The following is a 20,052-nucleotide window of genomic DNA, read 5'->3' as shown; positions in this document are numbered from 1 at the left end:
TTGTTATGCAATTAGATTGAATAATTATTTTTGGATTTTTTTATGTCGCTACCCTCTTTTATATCTATGTATCAGCAGCTGATTGCTGCCCCTTCAATTAGTGCGATTGAAGATTCTTTGTGCATGAGCAATAAAGGGGTTATTACCTTGCTCGCAGACTGGTGTGAAAGCCTGGGTTTTACATGTGAAATCACAGAGCTTGAAAACGGTAAAGGCCGTTACAACTTATTAGCGAAACGCGGTGAAGGAGATGGCGGTTTAATGCTTGCAGGTCATACTGATACTGTGCCATTTGATGATAGCCGCTGGAACTACGATCCGTTTAAACTCAGCGAGCATGACAATAAACTTTATGGTTTAGGTAGTATTGATATGAAGGGCTTTTTTGCCTTTGTATTGCAAGCAATTAGTGAGCTTGATGCTACCAAGCAAACAGAGCCACTTTTAATTTTAGCCACAGCCGATGAAGAAACCACAATGGCGGGTGCACAACAAATTTGCCGCCACCCAGACTTAAAACCAGCGCGCTGCATCATTGGTGAGCCAACTGATATGACACCGGTATTTACTCATAAAGGTCATATGAGTACAGCCATTCGAGTAATTGGTCGCTCAGGCCATAGCTCTGATCCTGAACGTGGTTTAAACGCCATCGAAGTCATGCATAAAATGATTACAAAGTTGTTAATCATCAAAGAAGAATTAAAGAATAAATATTCAGTTGAGCACTTTAAAATTCCGTACCCGACTTTAAACCTTGGCCATATCCATGGTGGCGATAATGCCAACCGCATTTGTGGCTGCTGTGAAATGCACATTGATATGCGGCCTTTACCTGGTTTAAGTGTGCAAGAACTACAAGCGATTTTGCTAACAGCCGCAGAAGAGATTAATGCCCAATACCCAAATGCAGTGAGCGTTATCGACATGCATGAACCTATCCCAGCATTTAGTGGTAGCACTGATACAGCACTTGTAAAGCTGGCCGAAAAAGTCTCAGGTCAACCAGCTGTCGCTGTAAACTATTGTACAGAAGCTCCTTTCATTCAACAGCTTGGCTGTGAAACCATCGTCATGGGGCCCGGCTCAATTAACCAAGCCCACCAGCCAGATGAGTTTTTGGCGATGGAAAAAATAAAACCTTCGCAAGCGATTATCAGTGACATGATTAAAGCAAGCTGCTTTAGTAATATACCCAAACCACCTCAAGATGCGAGTTTCAGTTGGAATTAAAAGCGATTTAGACAAGGCATTGATTGCAAGTAATAGTGGTTCTATTTTTAAAATCAATAACGCAGTATAAATCGCTTTTAAACCAACCCTTCGGGCGCTTCACAGGCACTTACTCTCATCGTTGTTACTTCTTAAAAGGGACTACCATTCTTGCAAAGTAACGCCTTGATATTAAGCACCTGTGAAACGCTGAATTCTGCATCTTGAGGTGGCTTGGGTATAATAAAAGGGAGCATCACGCTCCCTTTTCTAATCCATGTACTTACTCAAGTACTTTTTAAATACCGGATCAGTTTTCGCCAACTCTTTTTGCTCCGCTAAAATATCTTTTAGAATTGCTTTAGAGGTTAACGGGTTAGCTAATACAACACGAAATACCACGGTAGGTTGATGGTCATATTTTGCAGGTGTTAAACGTGTACGCGATACAAAAGAACGACCCGCTTCACGCTGACGTTTTTGCATGCTTGCAGTAAAGCGATTCAATGAAGCGTAAATATCTAATTTCGTTTCTTCGTCAGCATCTTTAAGCTTCGCTTGGATTTCTTTTGGTACATAACGATAGGTTAATAAGCAAAGCTCAGGCTCTGAGATTAACTCAAAGTCTTCATCCTGCTTGATCATGTCGGCAAAAGTGCGTGCTTTCACGATACTGCGATCAATTAGCATCTCGTAGCCTTTACGGCCAATAACACGTAAGCAAGCATGCACTAACATTGCCATACCAGGGCGGCTGCCCTCAAGGGTATGACTGCCTAAATCTTTTGAGCCTTTACGAAGAATATATTCCGCATGATGCTCAATAGCATCCGTCGCAGCTGGGTCTTTAAATAACACCAGACCAGCCCCCATTGGTACATACATTTGTTTGTGTGCATCAATGGTTATTGAATCAGCGCGTTCGATACCGCTCAATAGGTGGCGGTAATTTGAAGATAATAAGGTTGAACCACCCCATGCAGCATCAACATGAAAATGACAGCCAAGTTCTTCGCTCAAATCAGCCATTTCATTTAGTGGATCTATACTGCCTGTTTCAGTCGTCCCAGCAACACCCACGAGTGCCATTACCTTAATGCCAGAGGCTTCAAGCTCATGAGCCTTTTTACGCATCGCATCAACATCGACTTTATTATTTTCGGCGGTTGCAATTGCGACAATGTTATCGCGACCAATACCCAGTAAATCAACGGTTTTGCCTAATGAGTAATGGCCTCGCTCAGAAACAAGCACAGCTAAGCCTTTATAGCCATAATGCAGCATTCCAGCGATTAAACCCTGTGCAGCAATACCTTTATAGTCACCATCCGCTTTTAATAAACGGTTGCGGGCAATCCATAGTGCAGTAATGTTAGCAACAGTGCCACCTGAACAAAATGCGCCTAATGACGTTTTCGCACTGTGCATCCATTTACTATAAAAGCTGTCGTCTTCTCCATATGCAAGGTGATGCATCATGCCCAAAACTTGTCTTTCAAGAGGCGTAAATGCCTTTGAAGTTTCAATTTTTACTAGGTTTTGGTTAAGACCGACCATTAACTTAGACAGCGGTAACACAAAATGCGGTAATGCTGAGGTCATATGGCCAATAAAGCTCGGCGCAGCGGTATGAACAGAATGAGCAACCAACTGCTCCATAATGTCTTGAGCATAGTCAGATACAAAGGTCGGCTCTTCTGGAATAGTAGCCGTTTGAAAGTCTTTTTCAATTTCGTGCAAAGGCTTTTCGATAGCAGCTATGTTCTCATTTAAGAACCCAGCTAAGTTGCTAGAAATTTCAGATTCGATTTTACTTAATGTCGAGTCTGGTGCTTCTGGCACCGTAAAAATACGAATCAAGCTTTCTTTAGAGGCGACGGCACAACGCTTTTGATCCATCCTAATACCCATAATTAGCAGCTAAAAATGCACCCGATGATGGGACATCTAGGTAAGCACTTTTGCGGCACTGTTTCTACGAAATTGGCTAACTTTACTGGAATATCACGAAAATGTCTCGCATAAAGCAAAAAAGCGCTAATTTCGATGACAAAAAAGTGATCAGTTAATGAAATTTGCAGTCATTTTATACTATCAGACACGCTTTTTTTGAGTATAATCAAACGATAACTGCAAAGGGAACCTCTATGCCCAAAGGAATGCAAAAAACCAGCTGGCTGCTATATGGCTTCGCCGCATTTTTTATTAGCTTATTTGGCTATATCTATTACACCTATGAAACCACGCGTAGTGAGATCATGGAGAATATCGATACCAAACTGCTTAATGCTGCGGTCAGTGTCAAACATATCCTAGGTGATGACTATCACAATATAGTTAATGCGGGCTTACCAATCTCTTCGGCAATATATAAAGACAAAAGCCGAGCCCTATCTGAGTATGCAAAACAAATGCAGCTTGCCTATGTGTACGCAATGGTACTGCGCGACGGCAAAGTCTACTTTAGTGCGTCGAGTTACACGCAAAAAGATCAAAACAATGGCCGCGTAACACAGTTTCTAGATGCCTACCCCGAAGCGACAGAACTTAACAAAGAAGCTTTTTTTTCAACAGAGCCGGTATTTGAGGTATCAAAAGATCAATGGGGCTATTTTAAAAGCATCTTTGTCACTTTTGTTGATGATAATGGTCACACCTATATAACTGGTGCCGACATAACCATTAGTGACTTAAATCAGCAACTGCAGCACAGTGTGACCCGTGCAATGATCACAGGCTGTTTCTTTTTCTTTATTGCAGCGCTAATTGCTGGGCTGTATTTTTTACAACTAAAACGCTCCCTCTCAACAGATGCCCGCACCGGCTTTGCGAACCACGTCGCACTGGAATACTACATAAAGAAAACCACCAAATACCGTATGGAGCTAGCAGTTATTGCCATTAATGAGTTAGAAGATATTAGCAGTTTTTATGGCACTGAAGTGAGCGACAAAGTAATGGCTAACTTGCTTAGCTATTTTCAATCAAGGATGCCTAGCGAAGGGTTTGTTTATCGATTAGCAACTAATAAAATTGCGCTATTACGAACGCATAGTGATGAGCGTAATATCGATGATGTTATTAATGCTTTTAACTATGCTATTCCTGCGTTAAAAGAGCCTTATATCTACGTGAGCTTGTATGCAGGTATTGCTACAGGTAATAAATTAATGCTGATTGAAAATGCCCATGTTGCGCTGCAACAAGCAAAGCTAAATAATCAGCGTATTGTACGTTATGAAAATGTGTTTAAGCAGGTTGAAGAGAAGTTTAGAAGCAATGTTACGCTTGCCAAAGAAGTAAAAGAAGCCTTCGATAACAACCGTATCGTACCTTACTTTCAAGCGGTCTATAATAACCAAAGCAAACACATTGACCATTATCAATGCCTAGCCAGAATGGCCAGTGCCACGGGTCGTATTCATGCGCCAGATTACTTTATGATGGTGCTAAAGCGCTCACGTATGGACGGTCTTTTAAGGCGCACCATGTTTACTCGCTGCATTGAGCAGTTTAGAAAAACCAATGTGCGATGGAGTATCAACATTACCGCACAAGATATTCTCGACCCAAGCTTAAGCGAGTTTTTAGAGTTACAACTTAGGCGCTATCCGCAGCCCCATAATATTATTTTTCAGTTTTATGAGCGTGATGCCATTGCTTACTTTAGTGAAGTAAAAACCTTTATTAACACCCTAAAAAATAAAGGTGCTCAGGTTATTATCAATGAATTCGGCGCGGGCTTTTCAAACTTACCCCACATTAGGAAGCTAGAAATTGATGGTTTGAAGCTAGATAAAGGGTTGGTGAGCCAAATTCATACCAATACTGATAACTATCTGTTTATTGAAAACTTGGTGAAATATGCTCAGCAATTAAAGTTAGATGTAATTGCTGAGCAAGTTGATAACGAACAAATAGCTGACGCGCTTGCTCGAGCGGGTGTTACTTTAATGCAAGGGAGTCATTTTGCACCACCGACCCCCTATATTCATTAAAGGTTGATCACCAAACGGTGACTTTGTTGACCACTGGCCCAATATTTACGTTCGAATGGGGTAATTGCAATATCGCTTTCATATAGCTCAACATCGCACTTATGCCCTGCAAGCTCTAATGAGCGGGCAAACTCTTTTACGTATATATCCCAGTTGCTTCTCAGCTCTAAGCGGCCGCCTAATTTAACGATATACGGAAAAATTGCAGCACCGTGCCAGCGTCTTTGCAAGTGCTTTGCTTTTGGCCAAGGATTTGGATACAACAGGTAATGATGACTAGGTTGCCAGTTTGCAGCCACTGCTAAGCGCCAAAAATCGTTTAAATCAGCTTGTACTAAAATGTACTGCCCTGCATCTGTTTGCTTGTACTCGATATCATGCTTATCTAAACGATGTGATGACTTATCAATACCAATCACCAATGCATCAGGGTGACGTTTAGCTAAGTTAGCGGTGCTTTCACCCACACCACAACACGAATCAAGAATAATAGGCCCGTTAAATGCCTGCACCTTTTCGTTTACCTGATCAAAAGCCGCTTGCGTATGCTCTGCAATCGGCTTTTTAAATTCAGCACTTAGGTGCTTTAAAACAATTTCGTCTAGCTTTTCATGTAAGCTATGTTGATTCGATACAATACTTCTCGAATTTGCATCCGTCATTAGTGTCTAAGCCCCACACCACGTTTAATAAGGGTTAATGCTAACGTAAATAAACCCACAATAAATAAACCAAGTACACCAAATGCTACCGATAAGTCGACATCAGACACACCTAAGAAACCATATCTAAATGCATTCACCATATAAATAATTGGGTTTACTTGCGATACGCCTTGCCAAAATTCTGGCAACAAGGTGATAGAGTAAAACACCCCACCGAGATAAGTCAGCGGCGTTAAAATAAAGGTCGGGATAATACTAATATCATCAAAGCTATTAGCATAAATTGCATTGATAAGTCCGCCTAACGCAAATACAGCCGACGTTAAAATAACCGTAGCCATAATCACAAAAATATTATGAATTTGAATATCAACAAATAGCAAAGAGACACAGGTAACAATTAAACCAACCAGCATACCTCGTGTCATACCACCGCCCATGTAGCCAAGTACAATGATGTAGTTTGGCACTGGTGCAACTAAGAGCTCTTCAATGCTTTTTTGAAATTTAGTCGAATAAAAACTCGAGGCAACATTCGAGTAAGAGTTGGTGATCACCGACATCATAATCAGACCCGGGACAATAAACTCCATATAACTAAAGCCACCCATATCACCGATACGAGAACCTATCAGATTACCAAAAATCACAAAGTACAGGCTCATCGTGATTGCCGGCGGAACTAAGGTTTGCACCCAAATACGTAAAAAGCGAATACACTCTTTGATCCAAATACTTTTTAGCGCTACTCCATATCTAAACATTATTCGCCTCGCCCTTGTTCTAATAACCCTACAAACAGCTCTTCTAAACGGTTTGCTTTATTTCGCATACTCAGCACAGTATTACCTTGTTCAGTCAGCGCACTAAACACCTGGTTTAAGCCCTGAGACTTCGCCACTTCAACTTCTAAAGTGTGATCATCGGTCAGTGTGTATTGGTAACCTTCAATGCTAATTGGCTGCACTGGTTGCTTTAAATCAAGTACGAAAGTTTCTTTATCAAGCTTGGCAAGTAAGGCTTTAATGGTGGTGTTTTCAACAATCACACCACTGTCGATAATCGCGATGTTTTTACATAACAGCTCAGCTTCTTCTAGATAATGGGTGGTCAAAATAATGGTCACACCTTGCTTATTAATCTCGCGAAGAAAATCCCACATAGAGCGGCGTAGCTCAATATCAACACCCGCTGTTGGTTCATCTAAAATGAGTAATTTAGGTTCATGCATCAGTGCACGAGCAATCATTAAACGGCGTTTCATACCGCCTGAAAGGGTGCGCGCTTGTTTATCTTTTTTCTCAAATAAACCTAGTTGCTTTAAGTATTTTTCAGCACGCTCATGCGCCAGCTTTCTTGGTACACCGTAATAGCCTGCTTGGTTAACCAAAATTTGATTTAGTGTTTCAAACTGACTGAAATTAAACTCTTGCGGTACTAAGCCAAGTTCAGACTTAGCAGCTTCAAGGTCTGTATCAATGTCGTGACCAAATACCTGTACGCGGCCTGCGCTTTTATTCACTAACGATGAGATAACACCAATAGTGGTTGATTTACCGGCACCATTTGGTCCAAGTAAAGCAAAGAAATCGCCTTGCTGAACTTGTAAATCAATGCCTTTTACGGCTTCAACACCATTTTTATAAACCTTTTTTAGGCCTTCAATATTTAATGCGATCGTTTTTTCGCTCACTGTTTGCCCTCTCCATAACCCCAACGTTTCGTCAAAGTATGTTCAATGTTTAAATGATCTAAAATTCGCGCCACCATAAAATCAACCAAATCTGAAATCTGCTCTGGTTGATGATAAAACCCCGGTGCCGCAGGCATAATAGTTACGCCTAGTCGTGCTAGCTTCAGCATGTTTTCAAGGTGGATTTCGCTAAATGGCGTTTCACGCGGGACTAAAATCAGCTGCCCACGCTCTTTAATGACCACGTCAGCAGCGCGTTCGAGTAAGTTATCTGATGCGCCGACCGCAATTGCAGATACTGAACCTGCACTACAAGGGCACACCACCATTTTTTTCGGCGCGGCTGAACCAGATGCAACAGGACTAAACCAGTTGTCTTTACCAAATACTTTTAGTTGCTCAGGAGCGGCATTAAAAAGTGTACTAAGCTGCTCTGTCGCTTTGTCTTCATTACCCGAAAGTTTGATATTCGATTCTGTATCAAAGACCACTCTTGCCGCACTTGAGATCAATACATACACCTGAAACTGCTGCTCAAGTAATACCTCTAGTAACCGTAAGCCATAGGGAGCACCTGAAGCACCGCTAAAAGCTAACGTTATTTTATCTTTAAATTGCATACAGTTAAGCTCCGTATACTGGTTAGTTTTGCTCAAGGGCTGTGATTAAACGCTGATGAATACCTTCAAAACCACCATTACTCATAATTAAAATATGCTGTGACGGCGCACTGTTGCCAACAACCTGAGTAATGATTTCCTCAGTGCTTTTCATGCAATGCATACCTGCTTTGTCTGCATATTCTTTAAGCGACCAGCTTAAATTTTCTGGCTCAAATAAATACACATCATCTGCTGCATCGAGTGAATCAATCAGGGTTTGTTGATGCACGCCCATTTTCATGGTGTTTGAACGAGGCTCTAAAATAGCAATTATCTTATCAGTGCCTACTTTTGCACGTAGCCCTGCTAAGGTCGTTTTAATTGCCGTTGGATGATGAGCAAAATCGTCATACACTTTTATTGAGTTAACGTCGGCTTTAAGCTCCATACGGCGCTTAGGAGAGATAAACTCAGTTAAGCCTGCAATACTGACTGATACCGCGATGCCTACGTGTCTGGCTGCTGCAATGGCCATAATGGCATTTTTGACATTGTGCTCGCCCATAGCTTGCCAACTGACAACACCTTGCACTTGTGAATTTAGTAGTACTTCAAATTCACTACCATCAGCTTTTAGTAAACGGTAATCCCAATCACCCTCCAGTGTTTCACTTTCGCTCCAAAGGCCACGCTCAATCACATCTTGTAGTGCTTCGTCTTGGCTTGGCCAAATCACTTTGCCACTACAGGGTAATGTACGCATCAAGTGGTGAAATTGTTTCTTTATCGCGTTTAAATCTTCAAAAATATCAGCATGATCAAATTCAAGATTATTTAGAATTAAGGTGCGCGGTAAGTAATGAACAAATTTACTGCGTTTATCGAAAAACGCCGTGTCGTATTCGTCGGCTTCAATAACAAAAAATGGCGTTTCGCCTACACGGGCAGACACACCAAAGTTTTGTACGATACCACCAATTAAAAAGCCCGGTTTCATTCCTGCGTATTCTAGTAACCATGCCAGCATACTGGCTGTAGTCGTTTTGCCGTGTGTTCCGGCCACAGCCAACACCCAAGAGTTTTGCAGTAAATTATGCTTTAACCATTCTGGACCAGAAGTATAAGGCAAGCCTTTATCAAGAACGTATTCAACGCAAGGGTTGCCTCGGCTCATAGCATTACCAATCACCACCATATCTGGCGCGGGTTCTAGTTGGGCAACGTCATAACCTTGGGTGAGTGTAATTCCTAGCTCTTCTAATTGCGTGCTCATCGGCGGGTACACATTTTGATCAGAGCCTGTCACTGTGTGACCTAACGATTTAGCGATTGCGGCAATACCACCCATAAAGGTGCCACAAATTCCAAGAATGTGAATATGCATCTACTGTCCTGAGCAAAATGAATAAGAGATAAGTAAGGCGTTATAATGCCAAATATAAGCTTTACTTACCATTACTACACGGCATTAGAGTATTGCCAAATTGCCAACATAAAAAAACACCTCAACTTGAGGTGTTTTTTAATTAAGTTTAAAGCCTATTTTACAGCATTAAGAATGCAAACAAACCGACACCTAATAGTAAGCGATAGATAACAAATGGCATCATGCCCATGCGCTCAATCACTTTTAAGAAAAAGAAAATACATGCATAAGCCGATACAAATGATAAACCTGCGCCTAATAGAATTGCATGCCAATCAATTGCCTCGCCCGCTGTAGCCAACTGATATACATAATATGAACCAGCTGCGGCAATAACCGGAATCGACATTAAAAACGAAAAACGTGCAGCGCTTTGCTTGTTTAGACCCAGCATTAAGCCCACAGTAATGGTAATACCTGAACGGGATGTGCCAGGAAATACCATAGCGAGTACTTGCGAGAAGCCTAATAAAAGCGCACTGAAAAAGTTTACTTGGTAAATATTCTTAACTTGCTTTGCTTTTACATCGGCATACCAAAGTAACAAACCAAATACGATGGTTGAAGTAGCAATAACCCAGGCATTACGCGAGTAGCTTTCCACAAAATCTTTAAATAAATAACCAATTAATAATGCTGGAATGGTCGCAACAATAATCCACCAGCCTAAACGACTATCATCGGTTGCGCCTTGTGAACCAAACGATTTAAACCACGCACCGAGAATATCCACCACTTCTTTACGAAAATACAGTACCACAGCACCTAGCGTACCTACGTGTACCGCAACATCAAATGCCAAGCCTTGGTCGTGCCAACCTAAAACTTGTGAGGGTAAAATTAAATGTGCTGAGCTCGAAATAGGTAAAAACTCAGTCAATCCTTGAATTAAGGCTAAAACAATTATCTCAATAATACTCATGGGTTAGAAAACTCCACCTTCCATAGTTTTTGTTGTGGGTTGTTATAATTATTCCATAACTCAGCCAAGGTTAGCTTAGCTACGGGGTGATAAAAATCAGGAGCAATTTCAGCTAGAGGCTGCAATACAAACGCATTTTTGGTTATTTCATCCCGCGGTAATTGCGCAGGCGAATCACAGATAATGTCATCATAAAACAATAAATCAAGGTCTAATGTGCGAGGACTAAACTTTTTATCCTCACGAGTGCGGCCATTATCAAGTTCAATTTTTTTCAGTAGTTTACATAGTTCAGCTAATGGCATATCTGTTTTTGCTGCGACCACTGAATTATAAAAATTACTACCTGCAAACCCCACCGCTTCACTTTCATAAACAGACGAATGTATAAAGTCTGGAAAGTGAGGCTTTAAGGCAATAAGCGCTTGTCGAAGATAATGCTCTTTATTGACATTAGAGCCTAAGCTTATAAAAATTTGCGCCATGGTTAGTTTGCCTTACGACGGGTGATCTCAACTCCCACAGTTTGCGCTTGTGGCACTGCGGCTGGTTTACTAACACGTATAGTGACTTGGTTAGTAGCAAACTCAGCTAAAATAATGGCAGCTAATTGCTCAACTAAAGTTTCAAGTAACTCAACTGGTTTTGCCGTTGTGTGTTCAATCACTCGCTCACTCACTTTGGCGTAATCAAGTGCTAAATTTATATCATCAGTTGCCGCTGCGGCAGAAATATCACATAACATTTCGATATCAAAATACAGGCTTTGTTTACTTTCTTTTTCAAAATCATACACGCCAATAATGGTGTCTACATGTAGTTGTGATATATATACCTTGTCCATTGATACTCCAAGTGACATGAATATTAAAACAACTCCTCATACTAAACGCTTATTGATAACAATAATGCGCTATATAAGCTGTCATACTGTTTTAATATATAAAAATTACCCCTACAATAACGGATAGATGCATTGCAATAAGGTGCTTACATTCTACTCGATGAGAGCGGCAGATGGTTTTGCCGCCAATGATAGCCCAAAAGTGCAGATTAAAAAATAAGGAAGCGCGTGTTAGAAGTTTTAATGTTAGTTTTAGCTTACATACTGGGATCGGTCTCTTCCGCTATCCTTGTATCACGGCTGTTTAAACTACCAGACCCACGCAGTCATGGATCGAATAACCCGGGTGCTACAAATGTTTATCGCCTAGGTGGTAAAGTCCCCGCTGTTTTAGTTCTTGTCTTTGATATTTTAAAAGGAACCATCCCTGTTTGGGGTGCCTACTTTTTAAAAATAGACCCACTAATGCTAGGTTTAATTGGTGTGGCAGCCTGTTTAGGGCATATGTATCCGCTGTTTTTTAGCTTTAAAGGTGGTAAGGCCGTCGCGACCGCTTTTGGCACGTTATTACCCATTGGTTTATCGCTAGGTGGGATGTTGATTGCAACTTGGATCTTAATTGTTGCTATCACACGTTATTCATCGCTTGCGGCACTGGTTACGGTTTCTTTAGCGCCTCTTTATACATGGTGGATAAAACCTTTGTATACCTTGCCAGTTACCTTTTTGACCGTGTTAATAATTTTCCGTCACAGAGCAAATATTACTCGTTTGATGGCGGGGGAAGAACCTAAAGTAGGGGCTAAGAAAAAAGCCCCAGAGCAGGAATAGTGCTATAAATTAAAGTGCTTCGAGTGAATCAATAGGCCAGCGCGGCTTAGTTTTCATATCGAGGCTAGCAAACTGACCTGCTTTCAAACGCTGCATACCAGCATAAGCAATCATAGCGCCGTTATCTGTACAAAACTCTGTGCGCGGGTAATACACGCGCCCTTTCATGCCTTGCATTACTCGCTCAAGTTGAGCACGCAATTGCACGTTTGCACTTACACCACCGGCAATCACTAAACGTTTGATACCTGTTTGCTTTAATGCACGTTTACATTTAATGATTAGGGTATCAATTACCGCTGTTTGGAATGCATGAGCAATATCAGCTTTGGTTTGTTCGTCATCATCGCTATCACGAATCGCAAGCGATGCCGCTGTTTTTAAGCCACTAAAACTAAAATCTAAGCCTGGTTTATCTGTCATCGGACGTGGGAATACAAAACGCTCAGGCGTACCTTGCTCCGCAAGTTTTGCTAGACGTGGGCCACCTGGATAATCAAGACCTAATAACTTCGCGGTTTTATCGAATGCTTCACCGGCAGCGTCATCAACTGACTCTCCCAGCACTTCGTATTCACCAATGCCAGATACTTTAACCATCATAGTATGACCGCCAGAAACCAGTAGTGCGATAAACGGAAATTCCGGTTTGTCCTCTTCAAGCATTGGCGCAAGTAGGTGGCCTTCCATATGATGAACAGCAACAGCAGGAATATTCCAACCATAGGCCAATGAGCGACCAATAGAAGTTCCCACAAGGAGTGCACCAACAAGTCCAGGGCCTGCGGTGTAAGCAATGCCATCTAAGTCTTCTGGGCCACAACCAGCTTGTGCAAAAGCAGCATCAATCAAAGGTAAGGTTTTACGTACGTGATCGCGTGACGCAAGCTCAGGTACCACACCGCCGTAATCGGCATGCACTTTTACTTGGCTATACAGTTGATGTGCTAATAAGCCTTGTTCATCATCATAAATGGCAATACCCGTTTCATCACATGATGATTCAATACCTAAAATTCGCATCAATTACTCCGCCAAGAAAAAACAAACGCGTATTTTACAGTGAAAATACGCATTACTGAATATTAAATTGCAATACCGATGTTGGTTTGGCCGTCAGATACAGCAAGTTGCTTAAGCTCTTTTACGTTCTCTGAGGTAATTCGGCCCATTTGCTCTACAAAATCAATAAGCTCTGCAAGCACATCAATTTCATACTGCATTAAAGGGTGTTCACGAACAGCTTTGTTATCAGCAATTTCACCATCCACTGTTAGTTGATATTCAATGAAACGAGCCACTGAAGCTTGTGAAATTTTACTAATATTTAAAAACTCTTGTTCATCTTTAGCTATCAAACCGTGCAACATGCCAAGCAAAGCGGTTGCTGTATCGATTGCGGGATAAGTCCCGAACATGTCAAAGTCAGTTAACTCAGGCACATTCGGCTCTATTTTTTCAATTTGCTTTTCAAGGCTGATTTTACTTTTTGGTAGTAAGATTTTTTCCCAGCAGACACTTAATGCGCTACGAAAAACCGCAGCGTCACCAAACCCTGTTGCTTCACTAAATAAGCTGTAATTAGGCAGCATACGCTCAAGTAATGCGCCACCTAATACCGCTTTTTGCAAATAGTTTAATTCTCTAATACGTTGAAAATTATTCGCTTTCGTCATTCTTTACAGTCCCACAAGACCAACATATTTCAAATGTTGCTCCGTTAAGCTCATGACACTTAGGGCATACCCAGTCAGGAGCCGATTGTTTTAATTGCCGGTAGTTTAGCAATATTTCTTGCGCCTGGCGCTCTTTTAATGCGTAAACGAGTATATCGACCCCTGTTTGTTCAAATGGGATCTCCCCAAGCGCCCCTTGTAAAAGCTCACCTTGCAGTTGCGATTCGATCCCTTTACTTTTTAAAAGCCCTTTAATAATGTTGGCTTCTAAGCCATTTTCAGCCTGAAACACTTTCACCCAAGCGAATGGGTCCTGCTTAGCAGGTTGATTTAAATTATTGTTTTGCAAATCACTTCCCTTTTACTTTTCTATCTTTAAATCCTAAACTACGCTAGCAACTAACTTCGCTGCAATGCTTATTTCAAGGTAGCCACATGACTTTAACAACACCGGGATTGTTATTCCCAGCAATTTCTTTACTGTTACTTGCTTACACCAACCGTTTTTTGGTGCTTGCTCAACTTATTAGAGAACTCAATGCACGTGAAGGGGAAAGTATCCGCCCATTAGTTGTTGCACAAATTACCAATTTAAGAAAACGCATTAAACTCATTCGGGTGATGCAGGTTTATGGTGTTGCCTCTTTTCTGATGTGTACCTTATCAATGTTTGCATTATTTATAGAGTTTAATACTACAGGAATCATTTTATTTGGTATCAGCCTCGCTTGCTTAGCCTTATCACTTCTCACCTCTTTGTATGAGATCCACATTTCTTGTGATGCTATTGAAATCGAATTAAAGAATATCGAAAAAAAACCAGTTTCAGATAAGGCAGAGTAAATTTCTGCCTCTATACTTATTGTATGAGATACAACAATAAGTGGTGTTTTTGTGGATGATTTCTTATTTTCTGAAGAACAGTTAGAAGAAAATAATTTAGAAACTGAAGAGCCTGAATACTGGCATATTCTTGTTGTTGATGATGAAGAAGATATCCATCAAGTTACGAAACTAGTATTAGCTGGCTTCACTTTCGAAAATAAAGGTCTGCGCTTTTATGACGCCTACTCTGCGGCCGAAGCAAAAGAGTTTTTAAAAAAAGATATTCCCTTTTCTGTTGCTCTAGTTGATGTGGTTATGGAAACCAACCATGCTGGTCTTGAGCTTATTCAATACATTCGCGATGAAATAGAAAACCACGATATTCGTTTAATTCTTCGCACAGGTCAGCCAGGTGAAGCCCCAGAAGAAGCGATTATCCGCGACTACGACATTAACGATTATAAAAACAAAACTGAGCTCACCGCGATTAAAATTAAAACCTTGCTTTACTCCGCGTTAAGAGCACACCGAGATATTCAAATTATAGACCGGCACAAGCATGGTCTTGAGCAGATCATCAACGCGTCCGCTAACTTTTTAAAATGTGACAGTGTTCATGAATTTGCTTCAACAATTTTAAGCCATGTCACTAACGTGATGGGCATTAATGACACGCAAATTTATTGTGCTGCAGCCGTTAATCTACAATCGTCACCAGCAAAAGATTTTCAATTGCTTGCAGCCTCAGGTGTAGGCCCCACACCACAGCAAAACACCATTCCTGATGAAGTAAAAAACTTATTTATAGATGCACATGAGCGAAAATCATCACTAAAAACAAGTAATGATTATATTGGTTACTTCCCTACCAAAGCCGGCCTTGAAACCATGCTTTATGTTCATAAAGGCAGTAAGTTACAGGCCACAGAACATCAACTGTTAGAGTTTTATGCCAACAATATCGCGCTTGCTTACGATAATTTAAAACTCAGAGAAATGGTAAAAGAGTCGCAAAAAGAGCTGTCGTACATTCTTGGAGAAGCAGTAGAAAAACGCTCTAAAGAAACCGGCTCTCACGTTAAACGTGTTGCTTTATATAGTGAGTTACTTGCTCAACTTTCAGAGCTTAATCCATTTCAATGTGAAATAATTAAGCTTGCTTCACCACTACATGACATTGGTAAAATCAGCATTCCAGACAGCATATTGAATAAACCGGGTAAACTCACTGATGATGAGTGGGAAATAATGAAAACCCATGCAGAAATCGGCTATGAAATATTAAAAAACTCAAGTAACGAGATATTGACATGCGGTGCTTTAATTTCTTACCAGCATCATGAAAAGTGGGATGGTTCAGGGTATCCGCAAGGTTTAATGGCAGACGATATTAATATAGTTGGCCGCATAACCGCCCTCGCCGATGTGTTTGACGCCCTTTGCAGCGACCGTTGTTATAAGAAGGCATGGCCATTAGAAGAGGCGTTAACTCTCATAAAAGATCAGCGCGCGAAACATTTTGATCCAATTCTAGTCGACTTATTACTTGAAAATTTACCACTTTTCTTAGAGATTAAGGACCGTTATCCTGATTAGATGTAACTTTTCTGTAAAACACTTCCCAAAATAGGTACAATAATTTACTATGCCTACCGTGAAGTATAATAATATTGCCTGGACGTAAAAGGCTTACTTATAACAAGGGACTATTAAAGTGAGATTTGAACAACTTGAACAATTTGTGGCGCTCGGGGTGCTGAGGCATTTCCGACAAGCTGCAGAAAAAACCCAAATCAGCACTTCAGCGTTAACTCGCAGTATTCAGACGCTCGAAGATGAAATTGGCTATGAGCTCGTTACCCGCTCTACACGCTCAGTTAAGTTAACCAAAGAAGGTGAACTTTTTCTTGAGTACGCTAAACAAACCCTCGACAATCTAGAAGAAACCAAAAAGCGTTTATTCGAATCTTTAAACGGTTGCACTAACGAAAAATTAGTTATTGGTTATACCAACAAAGCAAGCACGGTCGTGCCTGTTTCTTGCGGCCAATTTTTAGCGCAGTATCCGCATGTAAAAATAGAGATGCAACTACAAGAGCAAAGTGAACTTGTACGTAAACTGCAATTAGGTGAAATTGATATTAGCGTATGCTCTCAGGCAATGAACAGCATTGGTAGTGATATACATTTACCTGATCAACTGATTATTTTTGTAGCTAAAAACCACCCACTTGCGCATAAGAGCGACATTAGTAAACGCGACTTTGCAGACTACCCAATGTACAGCTGTTTTTCACAGTCTAAACAAGTGCAAGCTATGCTAAACGATGCTATCGAGTCTTTTGATAAAACATCAAGCATCAAAGTAGGTAGTATTGAGCAAGTAATGGATGGCCTTAAAAAGTCAAACCACATCGCAATAGCCAGTATTGAACACACAAATATTGTCTCTTCAGACCCAGATTTACTGTTATTGAAAACCAATAAAGGTATCGCACACGAGCAGCTTGTGATCCAAACAAATCAACAAATCAATGAGAATTCTCATGTTAGTCATTTACTTGACCTCATTGAAAAAACGGCGTTATCAAGCCAAAGCTAAAAGCTATTTTATATGCTGCTAGCCTGTAATTAATCAGGCTAGCCAATCCCCTTTATTTCTTCATTTTTTTACTGCATAAAAAGCGTGCATCACACAATTTTTCATATACACTTACGCACCTTTTTTTGATTGTGCACATGAATGACCGCACCGCTTATTACCGACACATACTTAGATGCTATTGAACGTACAGGATATGCTGTTGTTGAAAACGCGATTGATGAAAGCTTAATTGCCGATTTAATTGCAGATTGCTATCGCATTAACCCGCATTTCCATACCGCAGGTATTGGCCGATTAAACGACCAACAAATAGATAAAACCGTGCGTAAAGATAAAACCTTTTGGTTTGATAGCTCAAGCCAAGCACAAATTACTTATCTTGCGACCATGGAAGCGATAAAGACACAGTTAAATCGTGGCTTCTATTTAGGCTTATTTGATTATGAATGCCATTATGCAAAGTATCAACAAGGTGACTTTTATAAAAAGCACTATGATGCCTTCAAAGGCCGTTCGAATCGCATTTTTACAACGGTTTGTTACTTAAATACGCCAGAGTCTGGCGGTGAATTGGTGATCTACAAACCAAAAAGTAAAGACATTGAAATAGTCATTAAACCTCAAGCGGGCTTATTGGTGATGTTTGAAAGCGAACGCTTTATGCATGAAGTATTACCCGCAAACGATGTACGCTACTCTATTGCGGGCTGGTTCAGAAAAAATACCTCAATCAGCGGTATTATCGACCCACCAAGGTAATTAAAACGGCAGTGGCAAGGATGCTGCTATACCGATAAAAATCACTAACCCTACATAATGGTTATTCAAAAACGCTTTGAAGCAAGGATCTCGTTCTCGTTTATGAATAAGCGTTTGTTGATAAAGTAAAAAACCAACCGCTGCAGCTAAGCCCAGCCAATAAGGCAAGCCAAGGTGATTACTCGTACCTATGTAAGCAAGGATCGTAATAAACAAGGCATTGAGTAAAAAGATGATGTGTCTGTCATAGCTGGCAAACAAGATTGCTGTTGATTTAACGCCAATCTTTAAATCATCATCTCGATCAACCATGGCATACATGGTGTCATAAGCCACAGTCCAAACAAGATTCGCGGTAAATAGTAGCCAGGCTTCTAATGGCACTGAGCCAATCGATGCCATATAGGCCATTGGAATAGCCCAGCTGAATGCAGCACCAAGCACAACTTGCGGTAGTTGCGTGTAGCGCTTCATAAAGGGATAACAAAACGCCAGTGCTAAGGCACCAAACGACAATAATATCGTTGACCACCCTAGTGTTAATACTAAACCAAACGCCACCACAATAAGCAATACAAATAAGCTCAGAGCTTCACCACTTGATACCAAACCAGCAGCCAGCGGTCGCTGGGCTGTGCGCTTAACAGAGCCATCTATTTTACGATCGGCAAAGTCATTAATTACACACCCAGCACTGCGCATCACAAAGACGCCTAAACTAAAAACCACAAAATTTAATAAGCTCGGTGTGCCAAGCTCAGCAAGCCACAGCGCCCAATAAGTTGGCCACAATAGCAACAAGGTGCCAATTGGCTTATCGGTACGCATTAACTGTTTATAGTAAGGTATATGTGCGACCTTAAGTGCAGCTAGCTTCATAGGTAAATATACGCTCCAGGTAAGAATACTTCAGCCACGAGAAAATGAGCATTAGATAAGCTAAAAACACTGCGTCTTCCCCACAATGGTTGTGAAGAGAAGCCAATTTCAGATGTTAAAGCTTGGATAGCGTGCTGCTGTGAAAATTCAGCAACTTCTATTTCTGTGCGCGATAAGCTTGGGTCTTGAAAAATAACATCACCAAGCGGCCTTGTTCCCATACTTAGTAACTGCTGCTTTTTTAATGTATCATCTGCCGGCAACCAGCTTTGTGCATAAACCATCGGTTTACCATCGCATAGAAGTAACACTTCGCGATTTAATGCCTGACTTAGAGAGGTATTGAGTAACGCTTGTTGCTCGGCGGTTAGGTCAAATGGCGCCTCGTTTAAAACTTCAACTGAAAAAGCCTGACAGTGACTTTTAAGCTTGGCTGTTAATGACCCAGCTTCAAGCAACCAACCTTGCTGTTGTTGCGTCAAATCTGGAAATGCTGAAGCAGGCTGCCAATTTGCAGCTAATGAAACTGGGAATGTGATCACAACGACTCATTATTTTTAAATACCGTGCAAATGATATCACTGCTGCACGTTTCGAAAAAGTCATGATTTAATCTCAAGCAGGGTTAAAAAACGCAGAACAGCCTGTATCTTAAGTGAATTTGGGTATAGACTAAAAATCATTGAAAGGGTGGAATATTCTTAACTATGAAAAAATCATTGTTATCAATTTACTTGATAAGCATGCTACTTGTTACTGCAACAAGTTGGTCTGTACGCGCTGAATCAAATGTTGGCTACTTTGGTTTTGAGCCTGACATCATCACTAACTACATAGGTCAAGGTAATAAAAAACTTGGCTATGTTCGTATTACGGTGGATCTCATGCTCAATGATCTATCTGATATCGCAATCGTAGAACATCACACTCCACTATTGCGTGATGCGATTGTTGAAATACTCTCAAAAGAGCCTGAAGAAAACATTAAATCGCTTACCGGCCGCGAAGAAATCAGAAAGCGCTGCACCGAAAAGCTAAAAGCACTACTAAAACAAGAAACAGGACAAGAGATTGTCCGAGAAGTGTTATTTACTAAGTATTTATATCATTAATTG

The 20,052-nt window shown here is 40.9% G+C and carries 22 protein-coding genes; 8 read left to right on the top strand and 14 right to left on the bottom strand.

The annotated features are described in order from the left end of the window. The first annotated feature begins 42 nt into the window (after positions 1 to 42). Entirely contained in the window at positions 43 to 1,233 is a 1,191-nt protein-coding gene (gene argE, locus L1D51_RS14075; protein ID WP_239963936.1) for an acetylornithine deacetylase, read from the top strand. 249 nt (positions 1,234 to 1,482) lie between these two features. Here argE and panP read toward each other — a convergent pair whose 3' ends face one another. After that, positions 1,483 to 3,111, bottom strand: coding sequence for a pyridoxal-dependent aspartate 1-decarboxylase PanP (panP, locus tag L1D51_RS14070; protein ID WP_055021565.1), 1,629 nt, complete (start codon positions 3,109 to 3,111; stop codon positions 1,483 to 1,485). Positions 3,112 to 3,359: 248 nt separating this feature from the next. Here panP and L1D51_RS14065 point away from each other — a divergent pair, with 248 nt between their 5' ends. Next, positions 3,360 to 5,210, top strand: coding sequence for an EAL domain-containing protein (locus tag L1D51_RS14065; RefSeq protein WP_239963935.1), 1,851 nt, complete (start codon positions 3,360 to 3,362; stop codon positions 5,208 to 5,210). Here L1D51_RS14065 and trmB read toward each other — a convergent pair. The 8 genes from trmB to folB form a co-directional block, all read right to left on the bottom strand. After that, positions 5,207 to 5,872, bottom strand: coding sequence for a tRNA (guanine(46)-N(7))-methyltransferase TrmB (gene trmB / locus L1D51_RS14060; RefSeq protein ID WP_239963934.1), 666 nt, complete (start codon positions 5,870 to 5,872; stop codon positions 5,207 to 5,209). The genes L1D51_RS14065 and trmB overlap by 4 nt on opposite strands. Then, positions 5,872 to 6,639: an ABC transporter permease gene (locus L1D51_RS14055; protein WP_054560948.1), complete on the bottom strand. Its 768-nt coding sequence runs from the start codon at positions 6,637 to 6,639 to the stop codon at positions 5,872 to 5,874. The genes trmB and L1D51_RS14055 overlap by 1 nt, the downstream gene beginning before the upstream one ends. Further along, positions 6,639 to 7,568 carry an ABC transporter ATP-binding protein gene (locus L1D51_RS14050; protein ID WP_055021568.1) on the bottom strand — a complete coding sequence of 310 codons (930 nt, stop codon included), beginning with the start codon at positions 7,566 to 7,568 and terminating at the stop codon, positions 6,639 to 6,641. The genes L1D51_RS14055 and L1D51_RS14050 overlap by 1 nt, the downstream gene beginning before the upstream one ends. Then, positions 7,565 to 8,188 (bottom strand): flavin prenyltransferase UbiX, encoded by a 624-nt coding sequence (locus L1D51_RS14045; protein ID WP_054551081.1) that lies wholly within the window; start codon positions 8,186 to 8,188, stop codon positions 7,565 to 7,567. Before L1D51_RS14045 ends, L1D51_RS14050 begins: the two co-directional genes overlap by 4 nt. A 22-nt stretch (positions 8,189 to 8,210) precedes the next feature. After that, entirely contained in the window at positions 8,211 to 9,554 is a 1,344-nt protein-coding gene (mpl, locus tag L1D51_RS14040) for a UDP-N-acetylmuramate:L-alanyl-gamma-D-glutamyl-meso-diaminopimelate ligase (RefSeq protein ID WP_239963933.1), read from the bottom strand. A gap of 160 nt (positions 9,555 to 9,714) precedes the next feature. Beyond that, complete coding sequence (locus tag L1D51_RS14035) at positions 9,715 to 10,518, bottom strand: undecaprenyl-diphosphate phosphatase (RefSeq protein WP_054560951.1); 804 nt, start codon at positions 10,516 to 10,518, stop codon at positions 9,715 to 9,717. Further along, positions 10,515 to 11,003: a 2-amino-4-hydroxy-6-hydroxymethyldihydropteridine diphosphokinase gene (folK, locus tag L1D51_RS14030; protein WP_054560952.1), complete on the bottom strand. Its 489-nt coding sequence runs from the start codon at positions 11,001 to 11,003 to the stop codon at positions 10,515 to 10,517. The genes L1D51_RS14035 and folK overlap by 4 nt, the downstream gene beginning before the upstream one ends. Positions 11,004 to 11,005: 2 nt before the next feature. Continuing rightward, the gene (folB, locus tag L1D51_RS14025) at positions 11,006 to 11,362 is read right to left on the bottom strand and encodes a dihydroneopterin aldolase (protein ID WP_055021570.1); all 357 of its coding nucleotides are present in this window, start codon (positions 11,360 to 11,362) and stop codon (positions 11,006 to 11,008) included. Between the two features lie 228 nt (positions 11,363 to 11,590). Here folB and plsY point away from each other — a divergent pair, with 228 nt between their 5' ends. Beyond that, positions 11,591 to 12,193, top strand: coding sequence for a glycerol-3-phosphate 1-O-acyltransferase PlsY (gene plsY, locus L1D51_RS14020; RefSeq protein ID WP_082401545.1), 603 nt, complete (start codon positions 11,591 to 11,593; stop codon positions 12,191 to 12,193). 9 nt (positions 12,194 to 12,202) lie between these two features. Here plsY and tsaD read toward each other — a convergent pair whose 3' ends face one another. The 3 genes from tsaD to L1D51_RS14005 form a co-directional block, all read right to left on the bottom strand. Continuing rightward, positions 12,203 to 13,216: a tRNA (adenosine(37)-N6)-threonylcarbamoyltransferase complex transferase subunit TsaD gene (tsaD, locus tag L1D51_RS14015; protein WP_054560954.1), complete on the bottom strand. Its 1,014-nt coding sequence runs from the start codon at positions 13,214 to 13,216 to the stop codon at positions 12,203 to 12,205. Between the two features lie 62 nt (positions 13,217 to 13,278). Further along, on the bottom strand, positions 13,279 to 13,869 hold the full coding sequence (locus L1D51_RS14010; protein ID WP_054551075.1) for a YjaG family protein: 591 nt from the start codon (positions 13,867 to 13,869) through the stop codon (positions 13,279 to 13,281). Beyond that, the gene (locus L1D51_RS14005) at positions 13,853 to 14,218 is read right to left on the bottom strand and encodes a putative signal transducing protein (protein WP_054560955.1); all 366 of its coding nucleotides are present in this window, start codon (positions 14,216 to 14,218) and stop codon (positions 13,853 to 13,855) included. The genes L1D51_RS14010 and L1D51_RS14005 overlap by 17 nt, the downstream gene beginning before the upstream one ends. 86 nt (positions 14,219 to 14,304) lie before the next feature. On the opposite strand from L1D51_RS14005, the gene L1D51_RS14000 reads away from it, so the two are divergent. The 4 genes from L1D51_RS14000 to L1D51_RS13985 all read left to right on the top strand — a co-directional run bounded on the left by L1D51_RS14000 (position 14,305) and on the right by L1D51_RS13985 (position 18,058). Beyond that, positions 14,305 to 14,712 carry a DUF2721 domain-containing protein gene (locus tag L1D51_RS14000; protein ID WP_054560956.1) on the top strand — a complete coding sequence of 136 codons (408 nt, stop codon included), beginning with the start codon at positions 14,305 to 14,307 and terminating at the stop codon, positions 14,710 to 14,712. Between the two features lie 51 nt (positions 14,713 to 14,763). Next, positions 14,764 to 16,290, top strand: coding sequence for a response regulator (locus tag L1D51_RS13995; RefSeq protein ID WP_054560957.1), 1,527 nt, complete (start codon positions 14,764 to 14,766; stop codon positions 16,288 to 16,290). A gap of 118 nt (positions 16,291 to 16,408) precedes the next feature. Then, complete coding sequence (locus tag L1D51_RS13990) at positions 16,409 to 17,296, top strand: LysR family transcriptional regulator (RefSeq protein WP_054560958.1); 888 nt, start codon at positions 16,409 to 16,411, stop codon at positions 17,294 to 17,296. A 141-nt stretch (positions 17,297 to 17,437) separates the two neighbouring features. Continuing rightward, entirely contained in the window at positions 17,438 to 18,058 is a 621-nt protein-coding gene (locus tag L1D51_RS13985) for a 2OG-Fe(II) oxygenase (RefSeq protein WP_054560959.1), read from the top strand. Here the strand turns inward: L1D51_RS13985 and ubiA are convergent, their stop codons facing one another. Together ubiA and L1D51_RS13975 are read right to left on the bottom strand one after the other, a co-directional pair. Further along, positions 18,059 to 18,937, bottom strand: coding sequence for a 4-hydroxybenzoate octaprenyltransferase (gene ubiA, locus L1D51_RS13980; RefSeq protein ID WP_239963932.1), 879 nt, complete (start codon positions 18,935 to 18,937; stop codon positions 18,059 to 18,061). Next, positions 18,934 to 19,479: a chorismate--pyruvate lyase family protein gene (locus L1D51_RS13975; RefSeq protein WP_054560961.1), complete on the bottom strand. Its 546-nt coding sequence runs from the start codon at positions 19,477 to 19,479 to the stop codon at positions 18,934 to 18,936. The genes ubiA and L1D51_RS13975 overlap by 4 nt, the downstream gene beginning before the upstream one ends. 201 nt (positions 19,480 to 19,680) lie before the next feature. On the opposite strand from L1D51_RS13975, the gene L1D51_RS13970 reads away from it, so the two are divergent. After that, entirely contained in the window at positions 19,681 to 20,049 is a 369-nt protein-coding gene (locus L1D51_RS13970) for a flagellar basal body-associated protein FliL (RefSeq protein WP_371351978.1), read from the top strand. The last annotated feature ends 3 nt before the right edge of the window (positions 20,050 to 20,052 follow it).

It is taken from the genome of Pseudoalteromonas shioyasakiensis, assembly GCF_022398475.1.
In the GTDB taxonomy this organism is placed as follows: Bacteria; Pseudomonadota; Gammaproteobacteria; order Enterobacterales; family Alteromonadaceae; genus Pseudoalteromonas.
Note: the sequence above shows the minus strand (reverse complement) of the source record. Positions and strands in the feature narration are given on the sequence as shown.

Excerpts from the sequence above, each read along its gene's own strand:
- argE (WP_239963936.1), top strand. The coding sequence starts at position 43 with ATGTCGCTACCCTCTTTTATATCTATGTATCAGCAGCTGATTGCTGCC.
- panP (WP_055021565.1), bottom strand. The coding sequence starts at position 3,111 with ATGGATCAAAAGCGTTGTGCCGTCGCCTCTAAAGAAAGCTTGATTCGT.
- L1D51_RS14065 (WP_239963935.1), top strand. The coding sequence starts at position 3,360 with ATGCCCAAAGGAATGCAAAAAACCAGCTGGCTGCTATATGGCTTCGCC.
- trmB (WP_239963934.1), bottom strand. The coding sequence starts at position 5,872 with ATGACGGATGCAAATTCGAGAAGTATTGTATCGAATCAACATAGCTTA.
- L1D51_RS14055 (WP_054560948.1), bottom strand. The coding sequence starts at position 6,639 with ATGTTTAGATATGGAGTAGCGCTAAAAAGTATTTGGATCAAAGAGTGT.
- L1D51_RS14045 (WP_054551081.1), bottom strand. The coding sequence starts at position 8,188 with ATGCAATTTAAAGATAAAATAACGTTAGCTTTTAGCGGTGCTTCAGGT.
- mpl (WP_239963933.1), bottom strand. The coding sequence starts at position 9,554 with ATGCATATTCACATTCTTGGAATTTGTGGCACCTTTATGGGTGGTATT.
- L1D51_RS14035 (WP_054560951.1), bottom strand. The coding sequence starts at position 10,518 with ATGAGTATTATTGAGATAATTGTTTTAGCCTTAATTCAAGGATTGACT.
- folK (WP_054560952.1), bottom strand. The coding sequence starts at position 11,003 with ATGGCGCAAATTTTTATAAGCTTAGGCTCTAATGTCAATAAAGAGCAT.
- folB (WP_055021570.1), bottom strand. The coding sequence starts at position 11,362 with ATGGACAAGGTATATATATCACAACTACATGTAGACACCATTATTGGC.
- tsaD (WP_054560954.1), bottom strand. The coding sequence starts at position 13,216 with ATGCGAATTTTAGGTATTGAATCATCATGTGATGAAACGGGTATTGCC.
- L1D51_RS14010 (WP_054551075.1), bottom strand. The coding sequence starts at position 13,869 with ATGACGAAAGCGAATAATTTTCAACGTATTAGAGAATTAAACTATTTG.
- L1D51_RS14000 (WP_054560956.1), top strand. The coding sequence starts at position 14,305 with ATGACTTTAACAACACCGGGATTGTTATTCCCAGCAATTTCTTTACTG.
- L1D51_RS13985 (WP_054560959.1), top strand. The coding sequence starts at position 17,438 with ATGACCGCACCGCTTATTACCGACACATACTTAGATGCTATTGAACGT.
- ubiA (WP_239963932.1), bottom strand. The coding sequence starts at position 18,937 with ATGAAGCTAGCTGCACTTAAGGTCGCACATATACCTTACTATAAACAG.
- L1D51_RS13970 (WP_371351978.1), top strand. The coding sequence starts at position 19,681 with ATGCTACTTGTTACTGCAACAAGTTGGTCTGTACGCGCTGAATCAAAT.